This is a genomic window from Clostridium sp. LIBA-8553, assembly GCF_057782465.1.
In genome coordinates, this window is record NZ_CM173489.1 from 1,721,311 (window position 1) to 1,746,706 (window position 25,396).

Annotated in this window: 21 protein-coding genes; 7 read left to right on the plus strand and 14 right to left on the minus strand. The window is 27.8% G+C overall.

Annotated elements, in window-relative coordinates; genetic code table 11:
* Positions 1 to 25 precede the first annotated feature (25 nt).
* Positions 26 to 1,126 (plus strand): site-specific integrase, encoded by a 1,101-nt coding sequence (locus AC2JAQ_RS07760; protein WP_488458706.1) that lies wholly within the window; start codon positions 26 to 28, stop codon positions 1,124 to 1,126.
* Between the two features lie 88 nt (positions 1,127 to 1,214).
* On the opposite strand, the gene AC2JAQ_RS07765 is transcribed toward AC2JAQ_RS07760, so the two are convergent.
* The 4 genes from AC2JAQ_RS07765 to manA form a co-directional block, all read right to left on the minus strand.
* A complete protein-coding gene (locus AC2JAQ_RS07765; RefSeq protein ID WP_488458707.1) occupies positions 1,215 to 1,994 on the minus strand; it encodes a serine hydrolase in 780 nt (259 codons plus the stop codon).
* 229 nt (positions 1,995 to 2,223) lie between these two features.
* Positions 2,224 to 3,324: a 6-phosphofructokinase gene (locus AC2JAQ_RS07770; protein WP_488458708.1), complete on the minus strand. Its 1,101-nt coding sequence runs from the start codon at positions 3,322 to 3,324 to the stop codon at positions 2,224 to 2,226.
* Positions 3,325 to 3,533: 209 nt separating this feature from the next.
* On the minus strand, positions 3,534 to 4,448 hold the full coding sequence (locus AC2JAQ_RS07775; protein WP_488458709.1) for an undecaprenyl-diphosphate phosphatase: 915 nt from the start codon (positions 4,446 to 4,448) through the stop codon (positions 3,534 to 3,536).
* 310 nt (positions 4,449 to 4,758) lie between these two features.
* The gene (manA, locus tag AC2JAQ_RS07780; RefSeq protein WP_488458710.1) at positions 4,759 to 5,736 is read right to left on the minus strand and encodes a mannose-6-phosphate isomerase, class I; all 978 of its coding nucleotides are present in this window, start codon (positions 5,734 to 5,736) and stop codon (positions 4,759 to 4,761) included.
* A gap of 259 nt (positions 5,737 to 5,995) precedes the next feature.
* On the opposite strand from manA, the gene AC2JAQ_RS07785 reads away from it, so the two are divergent.
* The 4 genes from AC2JAQ_RS07785 (at position 5,996) to AC2JAQ_RS07800 (ending at position 8,734) form a co-directional block, all read left to right on the plus strand.
* The gene (locus AC2JAQ_RS07785; RefSeq protein ID WP_488458790.1) at positions 5,996 to 7,351 is read left to right on the plus strand and encodes a MurT ligase domain-containing protein; all 1,356 of its coding nucleotides are present in this window, start codon (positions 5,996 to 5,998) and stop codon (positions 7,349 to 7,351) included.
* A gap of 18 nt (positions 7,352 to 7,369) precedes the next feature.
* Positions 7,370 to 8,101: a type 1 glutamine amidotransferase gene (locus AC2JAQ_RS07790; RefSeq protein ID WP_488458711.1), complete on the plus strand. Its 732-nt coding sequence runs from the start codon at positions 7,370 to 7,372 to the stop codon at positions 8,099 to 8,101.
* A gap of 227 nt (positions 8,102 to 8,328) precedes the next feature.
* The gene (locus tag AC2JAQ_RS07795) at positions 8,329 to 8,517 is read left to right on the plus strand and encodes a hypothetical protein (protein ID WP_488458712.1); all 189 of its coding nucleotides are present in this window, start codon (positions 8,329 to 8,331) and stop codon (positions 8,515 to 8,517) included.
* 19 nt (positions 8,518 to 8,536) lie between these two features.
* Positions 8,537 to 8,734 carry a hypothetical protein gene (locus tag AC2JAQ_RS07800; RefSeq protein WP_488458713.1) on the plus strand — a complete coding sequence of 66 codons (198 nt, stop codon included), beginning with the start codon at positions 8,537 to 8,539 and terminating at the stop codon, positions 8,732 to 8,734.
* Positions 8,735 to 8,754: 20 nt separating this feature from the next.
* Here the strand turns inward: AC2JAQ_RS07800 and AC2JAQ_RS07805 are convergent, their stop codons facing one another.
* Positions 8,755 to 9,657 carry a DUF2156 domain-containing protein gene (locus AC2JAQ_RS07805; protein ID WP_488458714.1) on the minus strand — a complete coding sequence of 301 codons (903 nt, stop codon included), beginning with the start codon at positions 9,655 to 9,657 and terminating at the stop codon, positions 8,755 to 8,757.
* Between the two features lie 253 nt (positions 9,658 to 9,910).
* Between AC2JAQ_RS07805 and AC2JAQ_RS07810 the strand changes: the two genes are divergently transcribed.
* Entirely contained in the window at positions 9,911 to 11,176 is a 1,266-nt protein-coding gene (locus tag AC2JAQ_RS07810; RefSeq protein WP_488458715.1) for a VanW family protein, read from the plus strand.
* 37 nt (positions 11,177 to 11,213) lie between these two features.
* Here the strand turns inward: AC2JAQ_RS07810 and AC2JAQ_RS07815 are convergent, their stop codons facing one another.
* The 4 genes from AC2JAQ_RS07815 to AC2JAQ_RS07830 all read right to left on the minus strand — a co-directional run bounded on the left by AC2JAQ_RS07815 (position 11,214) and on the right by AC2JAQ_RS07830 (position 15,659).
* Complete coding sequence (locus AC2JAQ_RS07815) at positions 11,214 to 11,984, minus strand: putative ABC transporter permease (RefSeq protein ID WP_488458716.1); 771 nt, start codon at positions 11,982 to 11,984, stop codon at positions 11,214 to 11,216.
* 53 nt (positions 11,985 to 12,037) lie between these two features.
* Complete coding sequence (locus tag AC2JAQ_RS07820; RefSeq protein WP_488458717.1) at positions 12,038 to 12,448, minus strand: hypothetical protein; 411 nt, start codon at positions 12,446 to 12,448, stop codon at positions 12,038 to 12,040.
* Positions 12,449 to 12,562: 114 nt separating this feature from the next.
* A complete protein-coding gene (gene yjeM / locus AC2JAQ_RS07825) occupies positions 12,563 to 14,059 on the minus strand; it encodes a glutamate/gamma-aminobutyrate family transporter YjeM (RefSeq protein ID WP_488458718.1) in 1,497 nt (498 codons plus the stop codon).
* Between the two features lie 265 nt (positions 14,060 to 14,324).
* The gene (locus tag AC2JAQ_RS07830) at positions 14,325 to 15,659 is read right to left on the minus strand and encodes an APC family permease (RefSeq protein WP_488458719.1); all 1,335 of its coding nucleotides are present in this window, start codon (positions 15,657 to 15,659) and stop codon (positions 14,325 to 14,327) included.
* Between the two features lie 337 nt (positions 15,660 to 15,996).
* On the opposite strand from AC2JAQ_RS07830, the gene AC2JAQ_RS07835 reads away from it, so the two are divergent.
* Positions 15,997 to 16,575, plus strand: a complete 579-nt coding sequence (locus AC2JAQ_RS07835; RefSeq protein ID WP_488458720.1) for a metal-binding protein — start codon at positions 15,997 to 15,999, stop codon at positions 16,573 to 16,575.
* 34 nt (positions 16,576 to 16,609) lie between these two features.
* On the opposite strand, the gene AC2JAQ_RS07840 is transcribed toward AC2JAQ_RS07835, so the two are convergent.
* The 5 genes from AC2JAQ_RS07840 to AC2JAQ_RS07860 form a co-directional block, all read right to left on the minus strand.
* Complete coding sequence (locus tag AC2JAQ_RS07840; RefSeq protein WP_488458721.1) at positions 16,610 to 18,037, minus strand: HAMP domain-containing sensor histidine kinase; 1,428 nt, start codon at positions 18,035 to 18,037, stop codon at positions 16,610 to 16,612.
* Positions 18,024 to 18,701, minus strand: coding sequence for a response regulator transcription factor (locus tag AC2JAQ_RS07845; protein WP_488458722.1), 678 nt, complete (start codon positions 18,699 to 18,701; stop codon positions 18,024 to 18,026). Before AC2JAQ_RS07845 ends, AC2JAQ_RS07840 begins: the two co-directional genes overlap by 14 nt.
* A 160-nt stretch (positions 18,702 to 18,861) precedes the next feature.
* Positions 18,862 to 20,124, minus strand: coding sequence for a 2-hydroxyglutaryl-CoA dehydratase (locus AC2JAQ_RS07850; protein ID WP_488458723.1), 1,263 nt, complete (start codon positions 20,122 to 20,124; stop codon positions 18,862 to 18,864).
* 8 nt (positions 20,125 to 20,132) lie between these two features.
* On the minus strand, positions 20,133 to 23,060 hold the full coding sequence (locus AC2JAQ_RS07855) for an acyl-CoA dehydratase activase-related protein (RefSeq protein WP_488458724.1): 2,928 nt from the start codon (positions 23,058 to 23,060) through the stop codon (positions 20,133 to 20,135).
* A 290-nt stretch (positions 23,061 to 23,350) separates the two neighbouring features.
* The gene (locus tag AC2JAQ_RS07860) at positions 23,351 to 25,339 is read right to left on the minus strand and encodes a YgiQ family radical SAM protein (protein WP_488458725.1); all 1,989 of its coding nucleotides are present in this window, start codon (positions 25,337 to 25,339) and stop codon (positions 23,351 to 23,353) included.
* Between the last annotated feature and the right edge of the window lie 57 nt (positions 25,340 to 25,396).

The window sequence follows — 25,396 nt, forward strand, 5'->3', positions numbered from 1 at the left end:
GAATTATTATTGAAAGGGGTTTGTTATGGACTTACAATATAATATTAACTTTAGGGAAAAAGATGGAGGTTTTCAAGTAAGAATATCCTTTAAAGATCCTAGAACAGGTAAATGGAAAGAAAAATCTAAACAAGGATTTAAAACTAAAAAGTTAGCTAAATTAGGCGCAGATAAATTACTTAGCCAATTAAAGGAAGAATTGAAAAAAAATAAAGATTTACTATGTAATGAGTATATGACTGTTGGAGAAATGAAAACTATATATTTAGAACATGTTTATACTTATAGAACATTTAATACTTATAAAAGTACTAGAGCAGCATTATCTAATTTTGATATAGATGATATAAGAATTAATAACCTTAATATTCTTGATATTCAAAAATGTATTAATAAGCTTGTTGCAAAAAATCTTAGTCCAACTACTGTTCAAAGAAGAACTACTGTATTTAAGACTATGTTAAAGTTCGCAAATAGTCAATATGGTATTTCTATACCTAATTTTAAAAATTTAGTTTTGCCCGAAAAAAAAGATGGTACAAAAAGAAGAGCTATGGATAAACATGAAATTAAATTCTTATTAAGACATATGAAAATGAAGAATTATAATTATTATAAAGTTTGTTTGATAGCTGCTAATACCGGTATGAGGTTAGGTGAAATTTTAGGACTTACATGGGATTGTATTGATTGGGAAAACTCAATTGTTACAGTTAATAAGCAATGGAAAGAATTAAGAGAAGGTGTTTTTGGTTTTGGAGAACTTAAAACTAAAAATTCTTATAGAGATATTCCAGTAACAAGAAGCTTTTTAGAAGGATTAAAAGAAATAAAATCAATTAATAAAAATACTGCTTTAGATAATAGAATTATTAATGATTATGATAATCCACATTCTTTATGTGTAAATATAAATAAATGTATTAGAAAAAACTATGATATTTCCATGCATGACTTTAGACATAGTTTTGCAACTAGATTAATACATGAAGGTTTAGATTTTAAGACAACTGCAAAGCTCCTTGGCCATGATGTAGAACAAACAATGAAAACTTACAGCCACGTAACCGATGAAATGATGGAAAAAGCAAAAAGGCTTATAACTGATTTTGATTTAGAAGCATAATATTTTTTTTGGCCGTTTTTATGGCCGATTAATTAAAATATACATATTGAAAATGAAAAGAACCCTTGTATTTCAAGGGTTCTATGGTTTACACCCAATTATTCATTATATTATCCCACATCATTTTTCCAGACTTCGCAAGGGTCACAGTTCCATAAACTGAATTAGGGATTTCACTTGACATTACTGTGCAAGCAAAGTTTCCTTTTTGAGTATGAATTAAGGCTGTATCATTCTCTACTCCCTTCTTGTCACCTGTTTTACTTGATATATCAAACTTAAGGTTGTCTGGTATATATAAAGCTAGTTTGTTTTTAATCTGTTGTCGTGTAAGTATATCTATAAGCATCTGAGAGTTCTCTTTGTTTAAGAAAGAACCTTCACTAAGTTTTCTCCAAGCTAGAGTTAAGTCATAAGCTGTAGTATAATTTTCTATATCTGATTTGAAATTTCTTTCATCAGCAGTCTTTCTATTAAGCTCAGTATTTTTCATTCCTAACTCTTTGATGATTTCGTTTATTTTATTCATGCCAACTAAATCAATTATTTTATTAGCCGCTGTATTATCACTTTGTATAAGCATTGCTACCATAAGTTCAAATACAGTATAATCTCTTTCTCCAAACTCGTGTATTATTCCAGTTCCATAGACCTTATCTGAACTTTCAATTTTAACTTTATCCAAAAAGTCTATTTTACCTTCTTCTACTTCCTTTATAAGAGCTATAGCTATAGGTAATTTCATACAACCTGCTGAAATCATTTTAACGTTTTCATTATAACCATAAGTATAACCACTCTTCAAATCCTCAAAGAAAAAGCTATACGAACCGATTCTGCTCTCTAAATATTTTTGAACTTCTTTCATAAATACCCACCAGCTTTCTTTTAATGTTGCTTTTAATGTTGCCTTGTTTAAAGTGTACCATATTTTCAGAAAATTTTGAAGTATTAATTGTAAATTTTTTCTTGTTAACGTTTAAACTTTTATTTTAATACTTTTAAAGTATTATCAATTTTCCTTATTAATATAAGTAAAATTTTACTAAATAAAAAAAATAAAACACTCATCTATATGATGAGTGTTTTATTTTCTATTAATCAGCAAAGCTAATTCCTATACTTTTTGCTGCTTTTACTAATTCTCCTTCTGGCTCTACATTCTTAGTATATCCAATTACATTTTCTAAGCTTTCAAAAGATATGTTATTTCCCTTTAATGCAACCATATTTCCGAATAAATTACTGTTGATAAGTTCAACAGCTTTAACACCATATCTAGTAGAAAGTATTCTATCATAAGTAGAAGTATTTCCCCCTCTTTGTATATGTCCAAGAACAGTACTTCTAACTTCATGATTTTTTATTAATCCTTCTAAATCATTGGCCAATTTATTAGCTATTCCTCCCAATCTTATTGGATCTGGACTATCATCAACTATTTTAGAAACAACTATTTCTCCATCTTTAGGTTTCGCACCTTCTGCAACCACAATAATTGTAAATTGTTTTCCGGCTTCTTCTCTTTCTCTTACTTTTTCAACTATCTTGTTTATATCATAAGGTATTTCAGGTAATAATATTACGTCAGCAGAACCAGCTATTCCTGATTCTAAAGCAATCCAACCAGCATTTCTTCCCATAACTTCTAAAAGCATTATTCTATGATGTGACTCAGCTGTAGTATGAAGTCTATCTAAAGCTTCTGTAGCAATTTCTGTTGCAGTATTAAATCCAAAAGTTACATCTGTAGCTAATAAATCGTTATCTATTGTCTTAGGAACACCTATAACATTTACTCCTTTTCTTGAGAAGTCTCTTGCAGAAGTTAATGTTCCGTCTCCTCCAATAACAACTAAAGCATCAACACCTTCTTTCTTTAAATTAGCAACACCTACATCAGAAACGTCTTTTTTTACTATTTCACCATTCTCATCTTCAACCTGATAATCAAATAGGTTGTCCTTATTTGAACTATGAAGAATTGTTCCTCCTCTATGAAGTATTCCAGAAACAGAATCAAGATCTAATTTGATAAAGTCATTATTATAAAGACCTCTATATCCAAATTTATAACCTATAACTTCATATCCATACTGTAAAATTGCAGTCCTAGTTACCGCTCTTATTACTGCGTTTAATCCAGGACAATCTCCTCCGCCTGTTAGTATAGCAATTTTTTTAATTGGTTGCATCATATAAAATCCTCCTCTAAACAATCTTATATCATAGTTTGTAAGTTTTTTACAATTACCCTTTAAGTAAATGATATCATATAAACGTTTTTATGAAAAGTAAAATTGTTTTAAAAATTAAGAAAATTTAAGTTTTTTTACTTAATATTAGTAAAACTATTATTTATAAAAAAATAAAAAAGACAAGGAATTAAGCTCCTTGTCTTTTTTAATTAACTAATTACATTAGTAAATATTAATATAGCTAATACTATACCTGCAAATACTCTGTATATAGCAAATATTCTCATTGGTTTTTTCTTTAAGTAATTTATAAACTTGTCTATAACAACTAATGAAACTATAAATGCAACTATAAATCCTAAGATTAAGGCAATCCAATTTGTTGCATTCATTTGAGAATAATCAAATTTAAGCAAATCTAATCCTGATGCTCCAACCATAGCTGGTATTGCTAAGAAGAATGTGAATTCAGTAGCAACTGTTGTACTTAATCCAGCAATCCAACCTCCCATGATTGTTGATGCACTTCTTGACATACCAGGCCATAAAGAAAGGCATTGGAAACATCCAACTAATAATGATTGCTTATATGTCATTTTATCAATATCTTTTACAATTTTACTTCTTTTAGCTCTTCTTCTAAAGTTATTCTCTATAACTATAAGTAATATACCACCTACTATAAACCCTATGGCTACAGTTTTTGTTGAAAATAAATATTCTTTTATTTCATCATGGAATAAAAGTCCTAAAATAGCTGCTGGTATTGTTCCTATAATAACATTTATACCAAATCTAAATCCTGTTTCTGATTTAGCAAGTCTACTTTCATACTGTCTTTTATCTCCTGAAGTTTTAGATAATATAAAGGCAAATATATAGTTGAAAAATTCAACTACTGAGCTACTTATCTTTCTCCAATATAATACTACAACCGCTAGTATGGCACCTAACTGAATAACAACTTCATACATTTCAGGGAATCCACCTGCTTGTGTATTAAAGTGAATAAGGTCACCAACTAGAATCATATGTCCCGTTGATGAAACCGGAACAAACTCTGTAAGACCTTCGACAACTGCGATTATTAAGGCCTTAAGTATGAATAAAAAATCAATTCCCATAACTACACTCGCTTTCTAATAATTTTAAGTTTTACTTTTTTATTATAATTTCATTAGTTAAATTTGTCCACTTTTACATATATATAAATAAAAGAGCATATCTAAAACTAATTTTCTCCATAATAAGTATAAATTCTTATTTAGAATGTAATACTCCAAATAAATTATTCATAACCCTTAATTATTTTTTAATCAGTTTCGATATACTCTTTTCTAATCTAATTATAAATTCTTAGTTCTATATTTATTATATTGGTAATACTCTCATGAAGAGGTATTATCACAAAAATTTTAAACTAAATAATATATATTAAGCTTTTACTATTGAAAGAATTTCTTCTTCAACAGCACCTTCTTTAGGAACATAACTCTTTAATAATGACATATTTCCTTTTAAAGTATATTTTCCTAATGATGCAGGTATGAATATACTATCACCTTTTTTAATTGATAACTCGCCTTCTTCTGAAGTTATTACACCTTCTCCTTCAACACATGTAAATATGAAGAATCTTTCTTTATCACTTTCTTCTTCACATATTCCATGTATATCATATTTTTCTAATGAGAAGTATTCACATAATGAAAGATAAGTTTTGTCATATTGATCATATGATACTTTTAATCCTTTAGCCTTATCCCCTGTTAATGAGAAATCAATACAGTCTAAAGCTTTTTCAACATGAATTTCTCTTCCTCTGTTATAATCATATACTCTATAAGTTGTATCACTGTTTTGTTGAATTTCAGCTATTATAACACCTTCGCAGATAGCATGAACTAATCCACTTCTTACAAAGAAAGTATCACCTTTTTTAACTGGCACTTTGTTTAAGTATTGATCAAATTCACCTGTTTCTATAGCCTTAACAAATTGCTCTTTAGTACAATCCTTTGTTCCTACTATTAAGTTAGCTCCTTCAAAAGCTTCAACAACGTACCAAATTTCAGTTTTTCCAAGTTCTCCTTCAACTCTCATACCGTATTCATCATTTGGATGAACTTGTACTGATAATTTATCTTTTGCATTTATTAATTTTACAAGTAGAGGAAATTTCTCTTTTGATATTTCAGTTCCTACTAAGTCACTTCCTAATTTATCTATTAATTCGTCTAATCTTAAACCTTTATATTCACCGTTTTCAACTATACTCATTCCATTTGGGTGACAAGCAACATCCCAAGTTTCTCCTATCATTCCTTCTGGCATATTGTCTCTGAAAAGTTCAAAATCTCTTCCGCCCCAAACTTTATCATAATATAAATTTTCAAATCTTATTGGATACATTAGTATTCCCCCTAGTCTAGTTTATTTATAGTCATTTGTATAATTAATTCAATTTAATTATATCTTTCCTATATATAATACAATATTTAAAGGTATATTTCATTGTAAAATTTCTAGTAAGTATAGAATAAATTCATTTAATTACTTCCTAATTTAAAAATCCTTCTTTTTATTAAGGAATTAATATATTGGTAAATTAAACACTTTGTGCTATACTATAATAGTTTAAGAAGATTGACTAAAAAGTAATTGTAAGGTGGTGTTTAAAATAGCTATTAAATCTTATCTAAGCATAATCTTATCTAAAATGACACAATTTATTTCAAAGAAAGTTTTTAAAGGTGGAACTAACTTTCCAGGTAAAGTAGCTTTAAAATTTGACAGAAACATTTTAAAGGTAGTTTCTCAAAATTATAAAGTTATTTTAGTTACTGGAACTAATGGAAAGACTACTACTACTTCAATGATATATAATGTCCTTAAAGGTAATGGATTAGATGTTATAACTAATGCTACTGGAGCAAATTTATATCCAGGAATAGTTAGCACATTTGTAGCTAATTACAAATTCTCTTCAAATAAAGAGAGATATGCAGTAATTGAGGTTGATGAAGCTAACTTAAAATTCATAACTGAGTACATAACTCCTGAAATAATAACTGTAACTAATCTTTTTAGAGATCAGTTAGATAGATATGGAGAAGTTTATACTACTTTAAACAAAATATTAGAAGGAGTTGTAAAAGTACCAAGTACTACTCTTCTTTTAAATGGAGACGAATCTTTATTAGGAAGACTTGATGTTAAGAATCCTAAAGTTTATTATGGATTCGAAGTTTCTCCAAATAACAATAAGAATATAGAGATTAATGCAGATGCTAAGTTCTGTAAATTCTGTAAACAACCTTATTCTTATAACTTTATAACATATAATCATCTTGGAAGTTACTACTGTCCTAACTGTGGATTCAAGAGAGAAGATTTAAAATATAAAGTGGAAGAAATAGTAGAACTTACACCAGAAAGTTCTAAGGTTGTTATAAATGGTGGATTATTTAATATAACTCAACCAGGTACTTATAATATATATAATGCATTATGTGCTTATTCTGTTGCAAAAGAATTACATATTAGTGATGAAGTTATTCAAAAATCATTCTCTAACCAAAGTTCATCTTTTGGTAGACAAGAAACTATAAAAATAGGAGATAAAGAAGCAAGAATTATATTAGTTAAAAATCCAGCTGGATACAATCAAGCCTTAGATACTCTACTTCTAAACTCTGAAAGCTTTGCTGCAGCCTTTTTATTAAATGATAACTATGCAGATGGTAAGGACGTTTCTTGGATTTGGGATGTTGATTTTGAAAAACTAAATTCTATGGATTTAAATGAAATATTCATCTCTGGAATAAGAGCTTATGATATGGCTGTAAGATTAAAAATTGCTAATCTACCAGTTGAAAAGTTTACAATCAAAGAAGATTTTGATGGATTAACAGATGCAATCAAAAACTCTAAAGAAAACAAGATTTATATACTTGCGACTTATACTGCTATGATTAACTATAGAAAATACTTACATGCTAAAGGTTATATTGAAAAGCTTTGGTAATTTAAAGGAGAGATTCACATGGAATTAAATATATGTCACTTATATCCTGATCTACTAAATGTTTATGGAGATGTAGGAAATATTTTAATATTAAAACATAGAGCTGAATTACGTGGAATCAAAGTAAATGTAATAAATGTTTCTATGGGTGATAAATTTGATAAAGATAATTACGATATAGTCTTTTTCGGTGGTGGTCAAGATTTTGAGCAATCAATTGTATCAGATGACTTAATAAACTTAAAAAAAGATGTCTTAAAAGAATATGTTGAAGAAGGAAAAGTTCTTTTAGCAATCTGTGGTGGATATCAACTTTTAGGAAATTATTACACTGCTCCTACTGGTGAAAAAATTGATGGCTTAGGTATTTTAGATATATACACTGAAGGTGGAGATACTAGATTCATAGGTAATACTGTTATTCATAACGAAGAATTCGATGAAACTTATGTTGGTTTTGAAAACCACTCTGGTAGAACATTTATTGGAGATTTACAGCCTCTTGGAAAATGTGTTCACGGTTATGGAAACAATGGTGAAAGTGGTTATGAAGGATGTATTTATAAAAATACTTTCTGTACTTACTTCCACGGTTCGCTTTTATCTAAGAATCCAGAGCTTGCAGATAGAATTTTAACATTAGCTCTTAGCAATAAATATGATAATATTTCATTATCACCTTTAGACGATACATTTGAAATTAAGGCTAAAAATGTTATGATAGATAGATTAAATAACGAAAATAAGTAATTTTTTAAAAACAGAGATTTTTCTCTGTTTTTTCTTTTTTTATTATTTTTAATGTTTTTATTTAGTTTTTTTTGTTTTTAATGCTCATTTACGAGTATATTATTTAAGAGTAAATGAGCATTGATTATCTAAGGAATTGTAAGGTATTATATTAGGATATTTCCACTTATTATTTATTTAGATATACATAATATATAAATAAATAATATTTTAAGGTAGTGTTTTTCATGCTACATAATGCAAAAGATGATTTTAGACTTGCTATTGACGAACTTTGTTGTTGCCAGAATCACTTAAATAATGCATATACAAATATAACTAATGAAGAAAGTAAAAGAGAAGTACATGCAGCTTTAAAAACAGTTTCTAGCGCTATAGAGTATGCTAAAGATAATTATAATAGCTATAAAGACTAATTTTTAAGAGGTGTTATGTATGGAAATTTCAGAAAAGAATGTGAAAAAAGAATTAAATTTTGCTGTAAGAAATGCTCTTCATGCTCAAGAATACATAAAATTCGCTTTAAATACAGTTGAGAATAATGATAATAGACAACTTATTCAAAATACATTAAATCATGTGAATAAATCTTTAAATATGACAAAAACATCATTATATAGTTTAAAAAAATAAAATAAGGCTTAAAAAAAGCCTTATTTTATTTTTACTAAATATTTCTTTTCAAAAAATTTAGGATTATATGACATTTTTGATCTTCTCAAACCTAGAATACCTAAATCCTCTTCTCTATTAACATACTTTAATTTAGAAGAAGAATTTTTCAATAGACTATTACTTAAAAAAGTATAAGCTCCATTAAACTTTTTTAAACATTTCTCAACATGAACTATATACATATAATCATTAAATACTTCTCCTATGGATATACCTATTAATTTATCTTCGACATAAAGCTCTATTAATTCAAGATTCAACTCTTCTAAAAAATTTATTAAATCTTTTGTTCCTTCTATTTCAGCTAAAAATTCTTCATCCATTTCCTCATTTCCTAAGCACCATTCATCTAAAAACTTATAGCATTTAAGCTTTTCACTTTCCTCTAGAGATTTCTTAAACATAAGTGTTTTATAATTATAGTTTTTAACAAATTGATTATATTTATTTTTCTTTTTTCTAAATTTTTTTCCTTTTAAAGCTATAAACTCATTATAATCATATAGATAATCAAAGTTATTTATTTCTTCTTTTACTATAAGCTCACTTCTATAAAGCTTTTGTAATCTAAGAAGAAATGCTTCACTTACATCTCCAAATAGCCATTTTCTTTCTTCTCTTTCTCTTATGGAATCTAGATTTTCAATAAGCTTTTTTAATCCCATATCGCTTATTTCTCCTAAAGGCTCCATAAAAAAATCCCCTTCACTTTTATCATATTTTTTAATAACAAAAATATCATTTAATATATCATATTTTATATTATTGAAATTTCTCCACATAAAAAGGGTTGTAAAAGAATATTCACAGCTTAAAAATCTATTTTCATCTATATATTTATTATGAAGATTCTTGTCTTTTAAAGTAAGTTTTTTAAACATAATATCATTCAACCTTGTTCTTTATTAAATATAATATGAAATTTTCCTCAAACTTGTATATTATTTCTAGATTATGTATTATAATTAAAAGTGTTAAGATAAAATCAAATAAACATTACAAAAATTTAATAAGGATTAAAACTATTTAAATAAAGTAAATTATGTAAATTCTCCACATTTTATTTATATTTGTTTGTTAATTTATATGTACATATTTTTATAATATTAATTAATTATAGTTGAGGTAATAAAAGTGAGAAGTAAGAGAACAAAAAAATTCAATTCAAAAAAGGTAGCACTAAATATTTTAATAGTACTTATAGCTTTATTTTTAGTTTTAGTTTCAGTAATTTTATTTACAACCTATTCTAGTAAAGATATTACTTATGAAGGAATTTATGTTGAAAACATAAATATGTCAAACTTAACTAAAGAAGATTTAAAAGAAAAAATAGCTGAGCACTACTCTAATTTATTAGATAATTTTAAAATAACATTTAATTATAAAGATATGTTCAATGAAACTTTTTCAGCAAAAGATCTAGGATTCTTCTTTGATGTTAATGATATATCAAATGAAGTTTTATCTTTTGGAAAGGAAGGCAATATTTTAAGTAACACCTTTGAAAGATTGAACTTAAAATCTAATCCAAAGTACTTTAAGTTTAATCCTCAGCCTAATTCTGAGAAATTAAGTGAAAAACTTTCTGAAATAAGTAATAAAATTAATAAAGAAAAGGTTGAACCAACTATTTCATTTTCAAATGATACTTTAACAGCAACCAAAGAAGAAAGTGGGTACAAGCTTGATTTAGACAAGCTTACTTCTGACATAATAAGTGATTTGGATAACCATAATCATGACAACCAAAATTGTACCATTGAAATACCAGTAGAAGAAATAAAACCACAATTAACTCAAGAAACAATTAATAATATGGTTATTTTAGGTTCATATTCTACTCCTCTACCAAGTTTAAGTGGAGGTCGTACTCAAAATATACGTACTTATTTAAGCAAGCTTAATGGTACAGTATTAATGCCTGGAGATATTTTCTCTGCTGATAAAGAAGGAGAAGATAGAACTGAAAGTAATGGTTACACCTATGCACCTGGTTATATAGGTAATAAAGTCGTTGATATTTTAGCTGGTGGAATATGTCAAGGTGTTACAACACTTTATAACTCAGTCTTATATGCTGACTTAAAAATTGTTGAAAGATCTCCTCATAGCCTTCCAGTAACTTATGCTCCTATAGGTAGAGATGCAACTATGGCAAAAGATGTTGTTGATTTTAAATTCCAAAATAATATGAATAATCCTGTTATTGTTCAAACTTATATAACATCATCTGGACAAGTAAAGGCTAATATTTGGGGTATAAATGAAGACCCTGGAAAAGAAATAGTAATAGCTGTTGATCAACATGGTCCTAAGTCATCAACAACTTATAAGGAAACTTACGAAAATGGAGTTTTAGTGAAAAAAGAAGTGTTATCTAAAGACAAATACAATTAAAAATAAAGGAAGTCTATTAATAGACTTCCTTTATTTTTTATTTATTTTCTTTTCTTAATTTTTGAAGTAATTCATCATATTTTTTATGTTTCATATTAGGAAAAGCTTTTAAAAGTCTTCTTTGAAGAATATTATTCTTTCTTAAAGCTCTTGCTCTATTTAACATATTTTCTTTTAAGCTAGTTTCACCCTTAAATTTATTCATAGTAAACTCTAATTCTTTTTCTGTCTTATCTATAAATGATACTCCAAGCTCTCCAAACTCTTTGGCTAGTCCATGTAATCCTCTTAATTTTGAATTTAACTTAAGCATAGTATGAACTGTTACTACAAAGTCTACTGTAATAGTAGCTGTAAGAACTATTGTTAAAGCAAAAACTAACTTCTCTGGGAATTTGCTAACAAAATCAACTATGGCAGGATTTATAACTTCAACTAAAACCACTGACAATACCCCAAATAGAGTTGAATTTAATAAACATACTCTACCGTGTATATTAAATCTATGTTCTGAATAATCCCACCACTTTGTATGAAATATAGATTCCAATACAAAAGATGTAATATATTCTAAAATTGATGTTATTATAACTCCTAAGATAAATACTAATATTATATTATTCTTATAGCTATCTAAGAATGTCAAAACAAAAAAGGCTCCAAATCCATATATAGGACATAGAGGACCATTTAAGAAGCCTCTATTGGTAAATCTATGGTCTATTATATAACAATATATAACTTCACATCCCCATCCTAAAAAGCTATATATTATTATATATAGGATATTGTATATAACTCTTTCCATTTAATCGTAAAAAAGAGTACTCTCTCCTTTTTACTTTCACTTCCTTTCTTATTTTATTCATTATTTAATATATTCTCAGCTTCAGGAGATGCTATTTCCATTCCATATATTCCTAACTCATTAACGGATGTTATATTTACAACAACCTTTCCAGAATCCCCTTGTTGAAAATACCCTGCTAAAATTTCTTTATGGGAATCTCCTAAAACATCTGTATAATACATAACTAATGAACCACTTTCATCAGCTTTTACTTTTACTTCAGTAGATTCTCCAGCCTTTATGCTTGGCACATTTATACTTTTGCTATTGTTACTATAGCTTATTTGTAGACCACTTATTTCTTTATTGGTCTTATTATTAATAGTAATTTTAAAAGTAGAACTATCCTTTAACCAATAAACTCCTACACTTATTAATACTATTAAGATAATTCCTAAAATAATTAATGTTTTTTTCTTCATATGCTACACTCTCCATTTTATTTACTGTTAAAATAATTATACTATAAAACTTCTAAAAGAATCCATATTAAGAAAAATAAGAAAAACAACATCTTAAAAGATGTTGTTTTTAAATTATTTGTTTTTCATTTTCTTTTCATAGTTATGATAAAGTATAAAAGCAATTATAGCAAAAACTATTGGTCCAGTTATTTGGAACGCCATAGCTGTGTAATCTTTATCTACAATAACAGGTTTTATTATTGTAAATAAATTTGCAAACCCAATTGTGAAAGTTACTATTACTGACCATACTACTGAAGCCTTATATGATTTATACATAACAAATGGTTTTTCAATTTCTTTTTTCTTTTTAAATGCTGGGAAAGCACCTGATAAAAACATATATGGTATTGTCATAGCTACGTTACCCATTAATATTAAATAACTGAAGAATTTATTTGCAGATTCTCCTCCGAAAGAAGCAACTAAAATAAATACAACAACAACCGCACATTGAATCCACATAGCATTTACTGGCATGTTATTTTCATTTAATTTTGTCCATTTTTTTGGCCATATTTCTTTAGGTGTTCCTTCTATTAACTGTTTAATAGGTGCATAACTTAAAGTAAAAAATGCTCCCATTAATGCTAACATCATTGAAAGACCTATGTATCTTGCAAACCAAGCTCCTAATTGAAGTGAAGCTCCAGTACTCATGCCGAAAGTTTGTCCTAATTTAACACCTAAGTTTTGAATTACTACATAAGCTACGTTAGCTAAGTTAACATTATCTCCTGATAATGTTTCTTGCCAGTTTGTAAATAATCCAACACAAAGTATTCCAACAGCATATCCAACAGCTATTATTATAGATGCAATCATTAATCCTTTAGGGAAATTCTTTTTAGCATCCTTAGTTTCATCAACTAATCCACTAACAGCTTCTAATCCACCATAAGCAAAGACTGCAAAAACTAAAAATCCTAATACACCAATTGGTGACTGATAAGATTGATTTGGAGCATGAACAAAGGCTGATGCGTTTATAGCCTCTGCTGGCTTAAATCCATTACCTGCAAAAACAATTATAGCACCAAGAATAAGTACTATGTTTGATAATGCAACAACAGTTCCCCCAATTGAAGTTACTTTTGTTATGCTCTTTAATCCTTTAGATGCTGCATAAGTAATAACTATTATAAGGATTGATCCTAATATAGCCATAGTTTGTGGAACACTTAATCCTAATAAAGACCATGTACCTGTAGTGTCTTTTCCATATATAACATTTGAGAAAGGAATCCATATTGATGATGAGTTACTAACTAACCATATTAGATTTGATGAATACCACATGAATGTAACTATGAAAGCATATTTAGGCCCTACAGATTTTGCCATCCATGAGTATATTCCCCCTCTTTCCTTTCTAAATGCTGCTCCATATTCTGCCATCATAAAAGCATATGGAATTGAAAAGGCTAATGCTGATATTATGTACCATGGAATAGCACCATATCCCATTAAATAAAAGGCCTTTGGCATGTTAGCGAAACCATATACTGATGTGAAAATCATTAATATAAGCGCTGTTAAAGACAATTTACTTTTATGTTCTGAGCTCATATTTTTCCTCCTTAGTTAAATTGTTAGATTATAGGTATATTTATACGTATAATATATCATCTTAACATATTTTTTAAATATTTTAAATATTTTTCACACTATATGATAACAGTTTATTAAAATATAGTTAATAATTTATTTTTTTTAAAATATTATCATAAAATTTAACCCTTTTTTATTAATTAATTTAAATTATTTTATCTGATTTAGTTAATAAAAATAAAAAAAAACACTAAGAGCGATTGTTCTTAGTGTTTTTTTTTATTTATGATAAATTTAAACTTCTTTCTTTTATTTTCCAGAAAGCTCCTGCTGATAATAATAATATTAAACAAAATGCAGTATAAATCCAGAATAATGGATTATTCATACTTCCAATTAATATTATTAAAGAACCAACTGTTGCTAGAAGTGGATTTAAGAATCCTCTCCAAATTCCTTGGATTTCTCCACTTCTCCCCATATTAAATACTTTTATATATAAGAATATGTAAAGAACATAATTTATTGTTATAGAGATTTCTGATATATCCGAATTAGGAAGAACATTAAACTTTTGAGTTAAATAATGTATTACTACCCAGAATAAAATTACTGTTAAAGATATTATAGCTGAATTAACTGGTATTCCTAATTTATCATTAATTTTAGCAATCTTATCTGACTTAGGAAACATACCTCTTATAGCTAATGAATATGGTAATCTTATCATTCCCATTAAAAGACCATTAACAGTTCCCATAATTGATATAATAACAAAAATTATAAATATCTTTGCCCCCATAGGCCCTAAAATTTTATTAGCTGCTAAGTCTACGTGAGCGTCTCCAAGTTGCATTACCATTTCTGGTCCTACAAAAGTACTTATGCCTACAAAGTAAGCTATGTATATAATAAGTATAAATAATGGTGCTATTATTAAAGCCTTTGGTAAGTTCTTCTTAGGATTTTTAATTTCATGCCCTATGGACGTTGCAACAATCCACCCATCAAATGAAAAGGCAATAGGAGCTATTGCTGAAATCCATCCTAAAGACTGCATATTAGTAACGTCAGTTGGATTTATACTTGTTGGATTTCCATAAACTAATCCCACTAAAGCTATAAGTACTAAAGGTATTAACTTTATTATTGTAGATGCATTTTGAAAATATCCTCCTGCTTTGGCAGATAAAACATTAAATAAAAATAATACCCCAATGACTGCTAGTCCAATTAAAATTTGTATCTCTAAAGTTCCGTCTATTCCAAAAAGCATACAAGTATATATTCCTGTAACCCATGAGACAACTGCAATAAGTGTTGGATAATATAATAATGTATGAAACCACCCAAATGAACACGCTACAGATTTATTATATGATTCCTCTGCATAGGTTATAATTCCACCAGCCTTTGAATTACGAGAAGCTAATTCTGAAATTGTAAGACTTCCAAATATGATACCAAGAGCAGCTATAGAAAAAACTAATACTCCTAAAGTAATACTTCCGCCAGTTGCTATAAGAATATTGTCACTTTTAAAAAATATTCCTGAACCTATAACAACACCAACTATCATTCCGATTGTTGTAAATAATCCATATTTATTTTTATTCAAACATAATCCCCCAATCTACGAAATTATTTTAGCCTTTGTTAAATATTAAATTACTTATAAAACTAAGTTTTTATTAATATTATCATAAACTAATTAGAGAGTAAATATTAGTTTATAAATTTTTATAGATTAGGAGTTTAATTTTATCAATTTAACCCTTTATTAATATTTAGATATGAAAATTTTAAGCTATTAAAGATAAAACACCGTATTATTAGCAATTTTATTAAAATCCACCATTATATAAGTTTTAATATGTTAATTCAATAAATTATATGATATTACTCCAAAATATGTTATATTATTATTATAAATATTTTTTTTGTGGGGTGATATTTTGGCAGCAGGAAAAACACATGACAAAATTACGGTTATTATGACCCCTTTCGTAGCTTCATTTTTCCTCTTTATAAATATGGTTTTTTTGGAGGATTTAGGAAGTAGTCTTGCCTTTACTATATTAGGTGTGTCTATATATATGTTTGGTGGATATATGTTTTCTGGAGATTTAGATATTAAGAGCAGAGAATTTAAAAGATGGGGTTATTTAAAGTTTATTTGGATTCCGTATCAAAAATTATTTGAACATAGAAGTGTATTTACACATGGTTTTATATTAGGACCTATAATTAGGATACTTTATGTATCTATTATACCTATAACAATCTCTTCACTATTATATTCCTTTTCTATAACTAGTGTATCTACACCAGAAATGTTAAAATTGGTTGCAAGTTTTATATTAAGCAATAAGGTTTTATTTGCTAATATGCTTTTAGCCTTATTTTTAGGATCTGGACTTCATACTATAACAGATATAATTTATAGTTATTTTAAAAAGAAATTCTCCTATAAAAAGAGAAAATCAAGTAATAAATACAGTAGAAATAAAAGATCTGCAAGAAAGGCAGCATAACAAAAAAAGGACTAGCATATCTCTAGTCCTTTTTTTATTTTATTGGTAACTCTATTACGAAGTTGCATCCTTTTAAAGGTCCATCGCTTAAATATATAGTACCTCCATGCTTTTCTACAATTTCCTTACTTATAGTTAAGCCTAGACCTGATCCACCTTTTTTAGAGTTTCTTGATTTTTCTCCTCTTACAAAAGGATTAAATATATGTTTTTTAATGTCCTCACTTAATCCTATACCATTATCACTAACTATTATTTTAGCCTTATCCTCCTCTTTTGTAAGAGATACTAAGAACTTAGTTCCCTTCTTGTTATATTTAACACTATTTATTATTAAGTTTCCTATGGCACGTTCAAGTCTCTTAGGATCAAATTCTAAATAAATCTCTTCATCACATATTTCAAACTCAAAGTTAAAATCTTTCTCTTCTAAGAGATATATGTAATCAGCAATTAAATTTCTTAAAAACTCACTTAAGTCATCTTTTCTTTTATCTAAAATAAATTCCGAACTTTGTAATGTGTAAAACTCAAAAAGCTCCATTATCATTTCATTTGCTCTTTCTCCATTATTTTCAATTATACTTATATATTTATTTAAATTCTCCTCATTGATATTAGGATTATTTTTTATAATATTAGAATAACCTATTATACTAGACAAAGGAGTTTTTAAATCATGAGCTATGTTCCTAACAAATTCTTTTCTAAGCCTTTCTGATGTCTCCTTTAGCTTTTTCTCTTCCTCTATTTTAGAAGCCATATTGTTAAAAGCATCTCCAAGTTCTTTAAATTCATTATTCTTTTCAATATTTATTCTAGTTGAATAGTCACCTGAAGCTAATTTTCTGACCCCATTCATAAGTTTATCCAAAGGCTTAGTAAATGTCTTTGAAGTTAGTCTAGAATAAAGAATTAAGCTTATTATAAATATAAAAATGTATAATACTATCATTGTATAAACAAATATTTTAAATCCTATTTTAGAACTTTTTACAAACATTTTAGAAAGATCTTCTTTTTTCATTCTAGTAAGAACAAAAAAATGTCCTTCCTTACTGTATCCCACGGAAGTAAAATAATCATTCTCTTCAGCATTTAGTTCATTAACTAAAATTTCCCCAAACTCTTCATTAGAATACTTATCTCTTTTTACCTTAGGAGTACCAATTGTTTTTATCACATTTAAGTCCTTATCTATAACCTCAATCCATCCATTATGCTCTGTTATATAATTTTCGCTTATACTATCATAATCTTTATTCTCTATTTCACCTAGAATTATATCTGAAGTTTCACCTTCTAAAGGCTCACTTTTTAAATATATAGCAATACCTGTTATAAATGAAAATATAAATATAATAGTAGTTATAATACTTATGAGTAAAAATACCTTAAGGTAATTCCTAAGTAGTATATTAGAAACCCTATATCTATTTTTTCTTAGATTAAATCTTTTCAAATCTATAACCTATCCCTCTTATAGTTTTTATTTTACAAGGATTCTTAGGATCCTCCTCTATTTTATCTCTTAAATGACTTATGTGAACCATTATTGTGTTATCGTCTCCTAAATAATCTTCTTGCCATACATTTTCATATATCTGCTTTTTAGTAAATACTCTTCCTATGTTGTTCATTAACATCTCTAAGATTTTAAACTCTTTTGCATTTAAAGAAACTATTTCCCCATCTTTCTTCACAGTACATCCTTCTTTATCAAGCTCTAAGTTTCCAATCTTTATAAGCTCATTTTCTCCAGAGTATTTATAGCATCTTCTTAAATTAGATTTTATTCTTGCCATTAGCTCTACTGGCTTAAATGGTTTTATAACATAGTCATCTGCCCCTAAACCTAGTCCTAATATCTTATCATCATCTTCAATTTTTGCAGTTAAGAAGATAACTGGAATTTGACTCCATTCTCTTAACATTTTCAATAAATTAAAACCATCTATTCCATCCATCATAACATCTAATAATACTAAGTGTATATGTTCCTTTTTTAATATTTCTAAGGCTTCTAGTCCATTTACAGCTTTAAAAACCGTATATCCTTCCTTTAACAAATGTAATTCTAAAAGATTTCTTATATCTTGTTCATCCTCAGCTATTAAAATATTCATATGCTCCTCCTATAATAATTACTTAAGTACATTATAATATTAAAATATGCTTTTTCTAAACTTATATTTTTATTATTTAAGATACTTTTAAGATTAAGACAATAAGGTCCCAAATAAAAAATTAATTTTTTATTTGGGACCTTATTATTTATTATTATAATTAATTGTTTAACAAGTATTCGCTTAATTTTGCATTTGCTAACATTAATTTTATTCTATTTTCTTGATTAACCTTTGTTGATGAAGGGTCATAATCCACGACAACTATATTAGCCTCTGGATGTTTTTCCATTATCCCCCTAATCATTCCCTTTCCTACTATATGGTTAGGAAGACATCCAAAAGGTTGAGCACAAACAATATTATTTACTCCACTATTTATAAGTTCTAGCATTTCAGCAGTCATAAGCCATCCTTCACCCATTTTAACTCCTCTGCCAATATATTCTTCAACAGAATTCTTTAAATCTCTAAATGGAGCTGGTGCTCTAAACTTGCTGTATTTCTTTATTGAATCTATCATAATATTTTGTAGATGCTCTAGATATGAACATCCTATTTTAGTAATCTTACTTGAAACTTTTTTCATACCATATAACTTATAATCTATCTCAGAATTTGATAAGCAATACATAAAGAAATCTGTTACCCCAGACATAACAACCTCTGCATTATCTTCTCTCAAGAATTTTTCTAAATCATTATTACCTAAAGGAGAATATTTTAAATATATTTCTCCTACAATACCAACCTTTACCTTTTCAGTATTTTCTAATTCTAATTTAGAAAAATCTAAAATTATATCTTTAAATAATTCTCTTATTTTTAAATAACTTAAATTTTTAAATATATCATTTAAAATATTAATCCATTTATCTAAAACTTTATCAGTTTCTCCCTTATTAATCTCATAAGATTTACATTGATTATACATGTACATAAGTAAATCTCCATAATAAAGAGCATATATACATTTAATTAATAATCCTGGATACATTTTAAAGCCTTCATGTTTTTCTAGTCCACTTGCATTTAAAGAAATTACTGGCACATGCTCTAAATTATTTTCTCTTAAAGCCTTTCTTAATAAATGTATATAGTTAGATGCACGACATCCTCCTCCAGTTTGGCTTATTATTAAAGCTGTTTTATCTGGATCATACTTTCCACTTTTTAAAGCTTCCATAAGTTGTCCAATTACAATCATAGCTGGATAACATATATCATTATGAACACTTTTTAATCCTTCTTCAATGGCACTACTTGTATCACCTTCAAAGAATTCTAGTTTATAACCGTATTTTTTCATTATTCCAGATAAAAGTTTAAAATGTATTGGCAACATTGTAGGAGCTAAAATAGTGTGAGTTTTTTTCATTTCTTTAGTAAATACTGCAAATTCTTTATTATTTCCTATTTCCATTCTATCACCTATTCCTGTGCTATAGCCTCTAGCAAGCTTCTAATCCTTATCTTCGCTGCGCCTAAATTATTAGTTTCATCTATTTTTAACTGAGTATATATCTTATTATTTCTCTCTAGTATATCTTTTACTTCATCAGAAGTTATGGCATCTGTTCCACATCCAAAAGAAACTAATTGTATAAGTTCTACATCTTTATTATTAGCAACATAATAAGCAGCATTATATAATCTAGCTTGATATGTCCATTGATTTAATATATTAACCTTTGGCTTTTCATGACTTAATTCAATAGAATCTTCTGTTAAAACAACAATTCCTAAGCTGCTTAAAACCTTGTCTATTCCATGATTTATCTCTGGATCTATATGATAAGGTCTTCCTGCTATTACTATAACCTTCTTATTGTTATTTTTAGCATACCCTATAAATTCTTCACCCTTTTGTTTTATATCCTTAGTATATCTCTCATATTCTATATAAGCCTTTTCTAAAGCATTTTTAACTTCCTTTTGTTTTATATCTCCAAAAGTTTCATTTAAAATCTCATAAAGCTTTTTACTTAATAACTTTTTATTATTTAAGCTTAAATATTCCATCATAAAGTTATTACTATTTAGCTCTTTTACATTTGTCTTTAAAAGTTCTGGATAATAAGCTACAACAGGACAATTGAAGCAGTTATCTGATATACCTTCATCGAAGTTATAGCTCATACATGGATAGAATATATGCTCTATATTCTTACTTAGTAAGTTTTCTATATGTCCATGAGCTAATTTTGCTGGGTAACATACAGTATCTGATGGAATTGTATGCTGCCCCTTTAAATACATCTTTTTATTTGATTGATCAGATAAAACAACCTTAAATCCTAATTCTTTAAAGAAAGTAGCCCATAGAGGAATATTTTCATACATATTTAAAACCATTGGTAATCCTATAGTTCCTCTTGTTCCTTCTTCTAATGACTCATATTCTCTTAACTTTTTGTATTTATATTGATACATATTAGGAATATTTTCTGCTTTTTTATTACCTGTTGGTCTTTCACATCTATTTCCTGAAATGTATCTTTCCCCATCATTAAAGATGTTTATTGTTAAATTACATCTATTAGTACATAAACCACATTTAGCTATCTTAGATTTATGTGTGAATTTTTCCAAATCCTCTTTAGATATTATTTTACTTTCTTTTGGACTCTTTCTTTTTGCATAAAGAGCACATCCATAAGCACCCATAAGTCCTGATATACTAGGTCTTATAACATTCATACCAAGTTCTTTTTCAAAAGCTCTAAGTATGGCATCATTATACATTGTTCCACCTTGAACAATTATATTTTCACCTAATTCTTCCACACTCTTAGCTCTGATTACTTTATAAAGAGCATTTTTAACAACACTTACTGAAAGACCAGCCGAAAGGTCTTCTACTGTCGCCCCCTCTTTTTGAGCTTGTTTTACTGATGAATTCATAAACACTGTACATCTTGATCCTAAATCTGCCCCATGTTTAGCAAATAAACCAAGCTTTGAAAAAGTTTCTACATCATATCCCATTTGATTTGCAAAACTTTCTATAAATGATCCACATCCAGATGAACATGCTTCATTTAACATTATATTTGCTACAATTCCATTTTTTATTTTAAAGCATTTAATATCTTGCCCACCTATATCTAAAATGAAATCCACCTTAGGATTAAAGTGACTAGCTGCAATATAATGTGCTACAGTCTCTACTATTCCAAAATCAATTGAAAAAGCTTTTTTTATTAGCTCTTCACCATATCCAGTTACTGCACTTCCTATTATTTTAATCTTTTCACCACATATATTGTAAATATGCTTTAATTCCTTTTTTACAACCTCAATAGGATTTCCTTTATTTGAGCCATAATACTCATATAAAATATTATCCTCTTTGTCTATTAAAACAACCTTAGTTGTTGTACTTCCAGCATCAATTCCTATGTAAGCTTCTCCATTATAAAGGTTTATATCCTTGCTTATTACTTTAGCTCTATTGTGTCTTTTCTTAAATTCTTCATATTCAGATTCATCATTAAATAGTGGATCGATGATATTTATAGTAGCTATTTCATTACGATTTTCTTTTATTATTTCTAATAATTCTTCATATTCATATTCTCTATTATCTTCTTTAGAATATATAGCACTTCCAATAGCTACAAAAACCTGTGCATTTTCAGGAGAAACAACATCATTTTCCTGTAATTTTAATGTTTTTATAAATCTTTCTCTTAAACCCTTACAAAAATATAGAGGTCCTCCTAAAAACATTATTTTACCTTCAATACTTCTCCCTTGTGCTAATCCACCTATAGTTTGATTTACAACTGATTGAAATACACTTGCAGAAATATCTTCTTTTCTTGCTCCTTGATTTAATAATGGTTGAATATCAGTCTTAGCAAAAACTCCACATCTTGAAGCAATCTCATATATATTCTCATGTTTAAGACTTAAGTTGTCCATTTCATCTACAGTAAGTCCCATAAGATGCGCCATTTGATCTATGAATGCTCCTGTTCCTCCTGCACAACTTGAGTTCATCCTCTCCTCAAAACCACCTGTTAAGAAAATTATCTTAGCATCCTCTCCTCCAAGTTCTATTGCAACATCAACATCATCATAATATCTCTTTATTGCTAATGTAGTTGCAAAAACCTCTTGAACAAAAGGCAGATTATATTCTTTTGAAATTCCATAACCAGCAGAACCAGTTATGGCTATTTTAAACTTTTTATTCTCAATTATCCCTTTTATACGTTCTAGTTCTTCTATTAATTTTTCTCTTACTTTAGAATAATGTCTTTCATAGTTTGAATAAATAATCTTATCTTCTTCATTTAAGACAATACACTTTAAAGTTGTAGATCCTGCATCAATCCCTATTTTATAATACAAAGTTAATTTCACCTCTTTATTATAATTGATATACTCTATTAATTATTATTTAAAAATATGAATAAAATTTAGATAATTTAATTCATATTTCGTTAACTCTTTATTAACTATATCACAAATATACGATTATATCATCTAATTAAAAGTTTTAATAATAAGCAAAAAATAAATTTATTTCATAAATTTACTTATTATCCTCACTAAAATAAAGATTACTTATCAACTGTAAATATATGCATAAAAGGCGGTTATTAAGTATTTCACCTAACAACCACCTTTTGTACCTTTAACTATCTTCTTTTCTTTCCTTTTGAACCTGTGGAGCCTCTTTGCTCAGAATTTCTTGAATGAGAGCTTCTTTGTTTTTTACTGTGTGAACTTCTTCTCTTATCCTCTGATGCTCCTCTTCTTCCATTGTTATCATGAGAGTTCTTTCTTCCACCATTTTTATAACCATGGTGACTTGCATTTCCTCTACTATTTTTATCCTTAATTAAGCACTTTGGTCCATTACCAATTAAATCTTCTCTTCCTGCTTTAACTAAAGCATCATAAACTATATTATAGTTTTTAGAATTTTTAAATTGTAATAAAGCTCTTTGCATAGCTTTTTCTTCTTTACTTCTAGGAATATATACCTCTTCCATTGTTAATGGGTCTAATCCAGTATAGAACATTGTAGTTGATAATGTTCCTGGTGTTGGATAGAAATCTTGTACTTGCTCTGGTTGATAATTTATATCTCTTAAATATTCAGCAAGCATAATAGCATCTTCTAACTTACATCCTGGATGACTTGACATTAAATAAGGAATGATAAATTGTTTCTTTCCTAATCTTTCTGTAATTCTAAAGAATTTTTTTCTAAACTCATCATAAGTTTTTCCAGCTGGTTTACCCATGTATTTTAAAACATTTGGAGATACATGTTCCGGTGCAACCTTTAATTGACCACTTACATGGTGTTCAACTAACTCTTTGAAGAAAGTATCATCCTTATCTGCCATTATATAATCATATCTTAATCCTGAACGTATAAACACTTTCTTAATACCTGGTAATTTTCTTACTCTTCTTAATAAATGAAGATATTCTCTATGGTCTACCTCCATGTTTTTACATATTCCTGGTGACATACATCTTTTATGCTTACAAGCTCCTAAAGTTAATTGCTTTTTACATGCAGGTTTTCTAAAGTTAGCTGTAGGTCCTCCTATATCATGTATATAACCTTTGAAATCATCATACTTAGTTATCTCTTCAGCTTCTTCTACTATAGAGTCCTCACTTCTACTAGTTACAATTCTTCCTTGGTGGAATGTTATTGCACAGAATGAACAGTTTCCAGAGCACCCTCTTGAACTTACTAAACTAAATTTAACTTCTTCAATGGCTGCTATACCACCATCTTTTTCATAAATAGGATGGTAAGTCTTTTGGTATGGAAGAGCATATACTCTATCTAACTCTTCTCTTGAAAGAGGCATTTCAGGTTTATTTATAACAACATATTTTCCATTATGTTCTTGAACTAAAGTTCTTCCTCTTACAGGATCTTGTTCATCATATTGAATTTTGAAACATTCTGCATAAGTTCTCTTATTACTTGAAACCTCTTTAAATGATGGCAAAACTATATGTTCTTCATAGATTTCATCCAAACTATCAGCAATATAACATGTACCTGGTATATGTCTTATATATTTTCCATCAAATCCTTGATTTAAGAAATCAGCTACTTCAACAATTTGTTTTTCACTCATTCCATATACTAAAAGATCAGCTCCACTATCAACTAATATTGATTTTCTCACCTTATTTTCCCAATAATCATAGTGAGCAAATCTTCTTAAACTAGCCTCAATTCCTCCAATTACAATATTAACATCTTTATAGGCTTCTCTTATTTTATTACAATAAACAATTGTAGCTCTATCAGGTCTCTTACCCATTTCCCCCTTAGGAGTATATAGGTCTTTTGTTCTTAATCTTTTACTTACTGTATAGTGATTAACCATAGGGTCCATATTTCCCCCGTTAACTAGGAATCCTAGTCTTGGTCTACCTAACTTTTTAAAATCATCAACACTCTTCCAATCTGGTTGAGCTATTATTCCCACTTTATATCCAGCATTTTCTAAAACCCTAGATATAATTGCTGTACCAAAACTATGATGGTCTATGTATGCATCTGCTGTAACTAGTACAAAGTCGCACTGTTCCCATCCTCTTTCTATCATATCATCTTTGCAAATTGGCAAAAACTTATTTTCACTCATTTCTTCACCTACTTGTCTCTTCTTAAGATTATTTAAAAAACATATCTAAAATAAATC

Excerpts from the sequence above, each read along its gene's own strand:
- AC2JAQ_RS07845 (WP_488458722.1), bottom strand. The coding sequence starts at position 18,701 with ATGAATATTTTAATAGCTGAGGATGAACAAGATATAAGAAATCTTTTA.
- AC2JAQ_RS07770 (WP_488458708.1), bottom strand. The coding sequence starts at position 3,324 with ATGATGCAACCAATTAAAAAAATTGCTATACTAACAGGCGGAGGAGAT.
- yjeM (WP_488458718.1), bottom strand. The coding sequence starts at position 14,059 with ATGAGCTCAGAACATAAAAGTAAATTGTCTTTAACAGCGCTTATATTA.
- AC2JAQ_RS07820 (WP_488458717.1), bottom strand. The coding sequence starts at position 12,448 with ATGAAGAAAAAAACATTAATTATTTTAGGAATTATCTTAATAGTATTA.
- AC2JAQ_RS07815 (WP_488458716.1), bottom strand. The coding sequence starts at position 11,984 with ATGGAAAGAGTTATATACAATATCCTATATATAATAATATATAGCTTT.
- AC2JAQ_RS07860 (WP_488458725.1), bottom strand. The coding sequence starts at position 25,339 with ATGAGTGAAAATAAGTTTTTGCCAATTTGCAAAGATGATATGATAGAA.
- AC2JAQ_RS07775 (WP_488458709.1), bottom strand. The coding sequence starts at position 4,448 with ATGGGAATTGATTTTTTATTCATACTTAAGGCCTTAATAATCGCAGTT.
- AC2JAQ_RS07765 (WP_488458707.1), bottom strand. The coding sequence starts at position 1,994 with ATGAAAGAAGTTCAAAAATATTTAGAGAGCAGAATCGGTTCGTATAGC.
- AC2JAQ_RS07760 (WP_488458706.1), top strand. The coding sequence starts at position 26 with ATGGACTTACAATATAATATTAACTTTAGGGAAAAAGATGGAGGTTTT.
- AC2JAQ_RS07795 (WP_488458712.1), top strand. The coding sequence starts at position 8,329 with ATGCTACATAATGCAAAAGATGATTTTAGACTTGCTATTGACGAACTT.
- AC2JAQ_RS07805 (WP_488458714.1), bottom strand. The coding sequence starts at position 9,657 with ATGTTTAAAAAACTTACTTTAAAAGACAAGAATCTTCATAATAAATAT.
- manA (WP_488458710.1), bottom strand. The coding sequence starts at position 5,736 with ATGTATCCAATAAGATTTGAAAATTTATATTATGATAAAGTTTGGGGC.
- AC2JAQ_RS07850 (WP_488458723.1), bottom strand. The coding sequence starts at position 20,124 with ATGGAAATAGGAAATAATAAAGAATTTGCAGTATTTACTAAAGAAATG.
- AC2JAQ_RS07800 (WP_488458713.1), top strand. The coding sequence starts at position 8,537 with ATGGAAATTTCAGAAAAGAATGTGAAAAAAGAATTAAATTTTGCTGTA.
- AC2JAQ_RS07790 (WP_488458711.1), top strand. The coding sequence starts at position 7,370 with ATGGAATTAAATATATGTCACTTATATCCTGATCTACTAAATGTTTAT.